Source organism: Brenneria tiliae (assembly GCF_023347575.1).
GTDB classification, from domain to species: domain Bacteria; phylum Pseudomonadota; class Gammaproteobacteria; order Enterobacterales; family Enterobacteriaceae; genus Brenneria; species Brenneria corticis.
This window is the reverse complement of the sequence record NZ_JAKPCB010000075.1, coordinates 1-4,736: the sequence shown is the minus strand read 5'-3', so window position 1 is coordinate 4,736 and position 4,736 is coordinate 1. Positions and strand designations below refer to the sequence as shown.

The following is a 4,736-nucleotide window of genomic DNA, read 5'->3' as shown; positions in this document are numbered from 1 at the left end:
CTTTCCCGGTCAGCGCCTGACCAGACTGGAGCGCTTTCAGCGCTTTGTCGAAATCGAAAGGTTGGGTCATGTATCATTCCTTTTTTGAATATATTACTGGAATGACACAGAATTTCTAACACTCCCGGCAAATAAAGTAGGGGTCAAAACTCTTTTAATTCTAATTGTATCATTCACTGTACTCATTGCTTTTACTATGCTTCTTATTAGATTAGGTATCGCATCAGTGTTCTTTCTTAAAAATGGAACCTTTTACTTTTCTTGGTATAACGGCGTTATTGACTCTGTTAAAAAAGGTTTATCTGGAGGTGTTCCCTTAGGGGTAGGTATCTGGATTATGTCTCGGATCAAAGCAACCAAGGAAAAATAACATCCGCTCAGTGACCTAGCTAATCTTCCTCCTGGAGAGCGTGTAGCTATCATAAAACTGACAGCTCTGAAGGTGGCCGCAGAGAACGGTATGGTTAAAGATAATCAGCTCACTAAAAAGAATGGTGGTCGCGACGTATATCGTGGACAGGACGGAAACCTTTATGCTCTCGATACACAGCATGGACGATTTGAAGTTGTCAGCCCGAAAGGTAAGCATCTTGGTGAAGTTGATTTTTCTATGCAAGTAAGAAAGCCTGCCGATCCATCTGGTGGCCATAATTTGAAGGTGAAATGATGAAGCTGATTGATTACAAAGAAAAGTTTGTATCGAGAGGAGCGATTTTTAGGTTGCCTGCGACTTGGCCGTATGAAGCATGGGTTGATTTTATGTTATTTGAAACTCAAGAAGACGAACGTCCATATGGCCTAATCGTTTCGTCTGGGTATAAAGCAGGACTATTTTTAGTAAAGTTACCCATTGAAAGTATTTCAGATGAAGGGCATGGATTAAGCACAGAATGGGTTATTACCAATTGGGCCAAATGGATTTATCCGGAATGTAGTGTTGAAGATGTTCATATCCTTGACGAATATGTAGCAACGCCCATTGAATAAACATAAATCCCGGCTCCTAAAAAGGCCGGGATTTTTTCGCCTGTCATTCAGCCACAATGCGTATCAGTAGTTGCCCATGCTCAACGGTGACGATAGACGCTTACAAGACGTATAAGAAAAGCGAGGCCGTGGAGCAGGCCAGGACACGCCTGACGCAGGAAGGCGTGAGCGCCGATGAGATAGAGGCGCGGATACAAAGCAGCGAAGAAATGCAGACGGTCGAGCGTGAGTATGGCGCAGGCAGTGAATTCTGGACGGCGGGAACGGCGGCGCGCAGGCGCTGACAACGCTCCTCTATCCGGGGGTAAAAGCGGAAGAACTGACGGGTGAGCAGAAAGAGCTGATAGCGAATCTGATCACCCTAGCGGGCGCTGGCGCGGGCGGACTTATCGGTGGTAACCTTACCGGTGCCGGAAGCGGAGCGAATACGGCGAAGAATGAGGTGGAGAATAACTACTTCAACCTGGGTAAAGGATTGCACGATTACGGCCGGTCAGTGACATCGTTGTATACCAATACCAACCTGCTGGATGAAAACGGCAACGTGTTGAATCCTATAACGGAAGAAGAACGGCAGTATGCGATGCATAAGCTGCTGACGGGGACGATTCCAGAGGGGCAGGATATTTCCCAAACGATAGTTGATGGATATACGAACGGCGTACTGATAGCGGGTGCATGGTATCTGGGGCCGGCGGCGTCATGGTAATCCCCCCGAAAAAGCAGAGTGTTCATAAGTAGAATTTTCTCGTAATCTAAACGCAGGAGATTCTTATGAAAAAATCACGTTTTACCGACAGCCAGATCATCGCCATCCTCAAGCAGGCCGAAGCAGGAACACCGGTGCCTGAACTGTGCCGGGAGCATGGCATCAGCAGCGCCAGTTTTTACAAGTGGCGGACTAAATTCGGCGGGATGGATGCGTCCCTCATGACCCGGCTGAAAGAGCTGGAAGACGAAAACCGTCGCCTCAAAAAGATGTATGCGGAAGAACGCCTGAAGGCTGAAGTCATTCAGGAAGCGATGCAAAAAAAGTGGTAAAGCCATCTCAGCGTCGGCAGATGGCAAAAGCAGCCGTGGAAAACAGGTATATCAGTATTCGTTTTGCCTGTCAGATATTTTCAGTCAGTGAAAGTTGTTACCGCTATACACCGAAACTTGATGAGGAAAATCAGCAGATTGCAGAGTGGTTGTTGCGTATTACCGACAGCCAGAGAAACTGGGGTTTTGGTCTGTGCTATCTGTACCTTCGCAATGTGAAGGGTTTCGGCTGGAACCACAAAAGAGTTTACCGGATTTACTGTGAGCTTTCGCTGAACATGCGCATTAAGCCGAAGAAAAGGCTGAAACGGGAAGAGCCTGAACCGTTAAGGGTACCGGAGCAAAATAATGAAAGCTGGTCGATGGATTTTATGCATGATCAGTTATCAGATGGCCGCTCAATCCGATTATTGAACATCATTGACGATTTTAACCGGTAGGCGCTGGCAATAGAAGTGGACTTCTCGTTACCGTCGGCCCGGGTAAAGCAAACACTGGAGCGCCTGATTGAATGGCGTGGAAAGCCGGCTTCGATCCGTTGTGACAACGGTCCGGAATATACGAGTGGCGAGTTGGTTAAATGGGCTAAAAATAATGACATTGAACTGAATTTTATTCAGCCGGGGAAACCGCAGCAGAATGCCTATATTGAGCGTTATAACCGGACAGTACGCTATGACTGGCTGGGACAATATCTATTTTCATCACTGGATGAATTACAGCAGTATGCAACGGAATGGCAGTGGTTTTATAATCACGAAAGGCCCAATATGGCACTGGGTGGATATACACCAAAGCAGCATGTGTTACGTGCTGCATAACTCTACTTATGACCTCCGTTAAAAATGGGGGGATTACCATATTATCGGTGCGATAGGCGGGGAATTTATCAGCAATGCAGTCAAGGATGAAGTAAATGAAAAGAACAAATAAGCCTACTGTAGGTTTGCTATTTCTAAGCATTGCATACATGGTTTTCTGTTGTTTAATCTTTTTTTCTCTAGCTTTGGTAACTGTAAAGTTCGTCATTAGTCATAAAGTGAGTATTGAACAAGCAGATATTAAACATGTTTTAGTCACCAGTGTTATTGCAGGAACAGCGGCGGCTCTTAGATCATGGGTTTTGGCTAAAATAGATGAGTGTAAAGCCCGAAGAGGTGATCCTTCTGATCCAGAATAAAAAAGCCCCTAAACAGGCCGGGTTTTTTTGCCTGTCACTCAGCCACAATGCGTATCAGCAGTTGGCTGCGCTGAACGGTGAACGTCACCGACTGGCCGGTGTTAAAGCCGAGTTCTTGCAGCCATCGTCCCTTGATAATCAGTTGTGGCAACAATGGGCTGCGTAGTTAATGAACAGTGACAACGCAGAACGTAATGCGCATAATGACAACACAGATGACACCACAATTAAGGGCTTATTATGAGCACAATCCACTTCCGAATAGATGAAGAAACCAAACGTCTGGCAATGCAGGCAGCGGAACGACTGAAGATGAGCCTGACAGAAGTGATGCGCCAGCGTGCAGAAGAACTGGCCGCAGAAGAGCGCCGCTATCAGGATGGTGAACACGAGATCTGGCTGGAGAAGCAACTATCCGAAGCGTTCGGACACTATGATACCGGTGAGGTAGAGTTCATTAGTGATGAAGAAATGAATCTCCGAATGGACGAACTGAAGAGGTTGGCAGCGCGGGGTAAGCTGTGACATCAAAAGTGCTATGGGAGAAAAGGGCGCGCTCAGACAGAGAGGCCATCTTTTTTTACCTTTACCATCAAGCAGGATTGCAGGTTGCCAGCGCTACTGATGACAGATTTGTCAGTATGGCGGATATCCTGAAAAAAAATCCGCTTGCCGGTATGAAAGCGGGGCTGAGGAAGAAACAGAGAAAATTGGTGGTGCCGCGCTTCCCATTTATCATTGTGTATGTTGTTGAAGACGATACTGCCCATATCCTGAGGATTTTGCATACATCCCGGAGGATAGCGGCTCGGTATCGTATAGGTTAGCTGGCTACGGCCATTGGCCGACCTGGCGGTGGAAGATAAGGCGGGAAGTTCGCACCTGACAGTGGTGAAAAGAATGAGTATGATTAAATCCTACTCGATGAAAGACAGGGGTTACCAATGAGAACGACACAGCAAATGAGCATTACGCTGCCGAATGAAATGGCGGCTCAGGTTAAAGCGCGTGTTGCCAGCGGCGAATATGCTTCAGAAAGCGAGGTTATCAGGGAAGGACTCAGGGCGCTAATGGCGCGAGACAACGCGGTGGAAAAATGGCTGCGGGAACAAGTCGTTCCGGCGTGGGACAGCCTGCAACGCGGTGAAAGTGAAAGCCTCAGTGGTAACGATATCAGGGAAAGACTGAAAGCCGAGCACAAAAAGGCCACCGGAGAGGAATAATGGGGTACAGGGTGGTGTTCGCACCAGAAACGGAGGAACAACTGGCCGAACTGTACGGTTATATCGCAAAAGCGGCGACGCCAAAAACCGCGCTCCGTTATACGGAAAGCGTGAGAGCGTTCAGAATTCCGTGTCACAATAAAATCGTTATAGCGTAATCACGTTATTCAGCCGTCCGTCAAAATAAATGGCTAACTGCGACAAAGTCAAATTCCAGTTCTGGAGCGGCATTGTCCATTTTGCCTGCGCATTCATCAGCCCCAGATAAAGTAGCTTTAACAGGCTGTTTTCGTTAGGGAATGCGC

The 4,736-nt window shown here is 47.3% G+C and carries 9 protein-coding genes and 3 pseudogenes; 10 read left to right on the top strand and 2 right to left on the bottom strand.

The window, feature by feature from the left end:
• The first annotated feature begins 460 nt into the window (after window positions 1-460).
• The 7 genes and pseudogenes from MFP24_RS00455 (at window position 461) to MFP24_RS00425 (ending at window position 3,208) form a co-directional block, all read left to right on the top strand.
• A complete protein-coding gene (locus tag MFP24_RS00455) occupies window positions 461-667 on the top strand; it encodes a colicin E3/pyocin S6 family cytotoxin (protein WP_242634162.1) in 207 nt (68 codons plus the stop codon).
• Window positions 667-987, top strand: coding sequence for an Imm45 family immunity protein (gene imm45 / locus MFP24_RS00450; protein WP_249228653.1), 321 nt, complete (start codon window positions 667-669; stop codon window positions 985-987). The genes MFP24_RS00455 and imm45 overlap by 1 nt, the downstream gene beginning before the upstream one ends.
• Window positions 988-1,073: 86 nt before the next feature.
• Window positions 1,074-1,271, top strand: coding sequence for a hypothetical protein (locus MFP24_RS00445; protein WP_249228652.1), 198 nt, complete (start codon window positions 1,074-1,076; stop codon window positions 1,269-1,271).
• Window positions 1,235-1,387, top strand: a pseudogene (locus MFP24_RS24350) (VENN motif pre-toxin domain-containing protein); the annotation flags it as partial. The gene MFP24_RS00445 and the pseudogene MFP24_RS24350, both read left to right, overlap by 37 nt.
• Before the next feature lie 42 nt (window positions 1,388-1,429).
• Complete coding sequence (locus MFP24_RS24345; protein ID WP_249228651.1) at window positions 1,430-1,696, top strand: hypothetical protein; 267 nt, start codon at window positions 1,430-1,432, stop codon at window positions 1,694-1,696.
• A 65-nt stretch (window positions 1,697-1,761) separates the two neighbouring features.
• Window positions 1,762-2,849, top strand: a pseudogene (locus MFP24_RS00430) (IS3 family transposase).
• Between the two features lie 95 nt (window positions 2,850-2,944).
• Complete coding sequence (locus tag MFP24_RS00425; RefSeq protein ID WP_249228650.1) at window positions 2,945-3,208, top strand: hypothetical protein; 264 nt, start codon at window positions 2,945-2,947, stop codon at window positions 3,206-3,208.
• A gap of 34 nt (window positions 3,209-3,242) precedes the next feature.
• Here MFP24_RS00425 and MFP24_RS00420 read toward each other — a convergent pair whose 3' ends face one another.
• Window positions 3,243-3,359, bottom strand: a complete 117-nt coding sequence (locus MFP24_RS00420; RefSeq protein ID WP_249228649.1) for a SymE family type I addiction module toxin — start codon at window positions 3,357-3,359, stop codon at window positions 3,243-3,245.
• Window positions 3,360-3,448: 89 nt separating this feature from the next.
• Here MFP24_RS00420 and MFP24_RS00415 point away from each other — a divergent pair, with 89 nt between their 5' ends.
• The 3 genes from MFP24_RS00415 (at window position 3,449) to MFP24_RS00405 (ending at window position 4,431) form a co-directional block, all read left to right on the top strand.
• Window positions 3,449-3,733 (top strand): damage-inducible protein J, encoded by a 285-nt coding sequence (locus tag MFP24_RS00415; protein WP_249228648.1) that lies wholly within the window; start codon window positions 3,449-3,451, stop codon window positions 3,731-3,733.
• A complete protein-coding gene (locus tag MFP24_RS00410) occupies window positions 3,730-4,035 on the top strand; it encodes a type II toxin-antitoxin system RelE/ParE family toxin (RefSeq protein ID WP_249228647.1) in 306 nt (101 codons plus the stop codon). Before MFP24_RS00415 ends, MFP24_RS00410 begins: the two co-directional genes overlap by 4 nt.
• A gap of 117 nt (window positions 4,036-4,152) precedes the next feature.
• Entirely contained in the window at window positions 4,153-4,431 is a 279-nt protein-coding gene (locus MFP24_RS00405; protein ID WP_136168363.1) for a type II toxin-antitoxin system ParD family antitoxin, read from the top strand.
• A 147-nt stretch (window positions 4,432-4,578) separates the two neighbouring features.
• Here MFP24_RS00405 and MFP24_RS00395 read toward each other — a convergent pair.
• Window positions 4,579-4,736, bottom strand: a pseudogene (locus MFP24_RS00395) (IS256 family transposase); the annotation flags it as partial.

What these genes read in the sequence shown, in the direction of transcription:
- MFP24_RS00455 (WP_242634162.1), top strand. Translation starts at nt 461, where the DNA reads ATGGTTAAAGATAATCAGCTCACTAAAAAGAATGGTGGTCGCGACGTA.
- imm45 (WP_249228653.1), top strand. Translation starts at nt 667, where the DNA reads ATGAAGCTGATTGATTACAAAGAAAAGTTTGTATCGAGAGGAGCGATT.
- MFP24_RS00425 (WP_249228650.1), top strand. Translation starts at nt 2,945, where the DNA reads ATGAAAAGAACAAATAAGCCTACTGTAGGTTTGCTATTTCTAAGCATT.
- MFP24_RS00415 (WP_249228648.1), top strand. Translation starts at nt 3,449, where the DNA reads ATGAGCACAATCCACTTCCGAATAGATGAAGAAACCAAACGTCTGGCA.
- MFP24_RS00405 (WP_136168363.1), top strand. Translation starts at nt 4,153, where the DNA reads ATGAGAACGACACAGCAAATGAGCATTACGCTGCCGAATGAAATGGCG.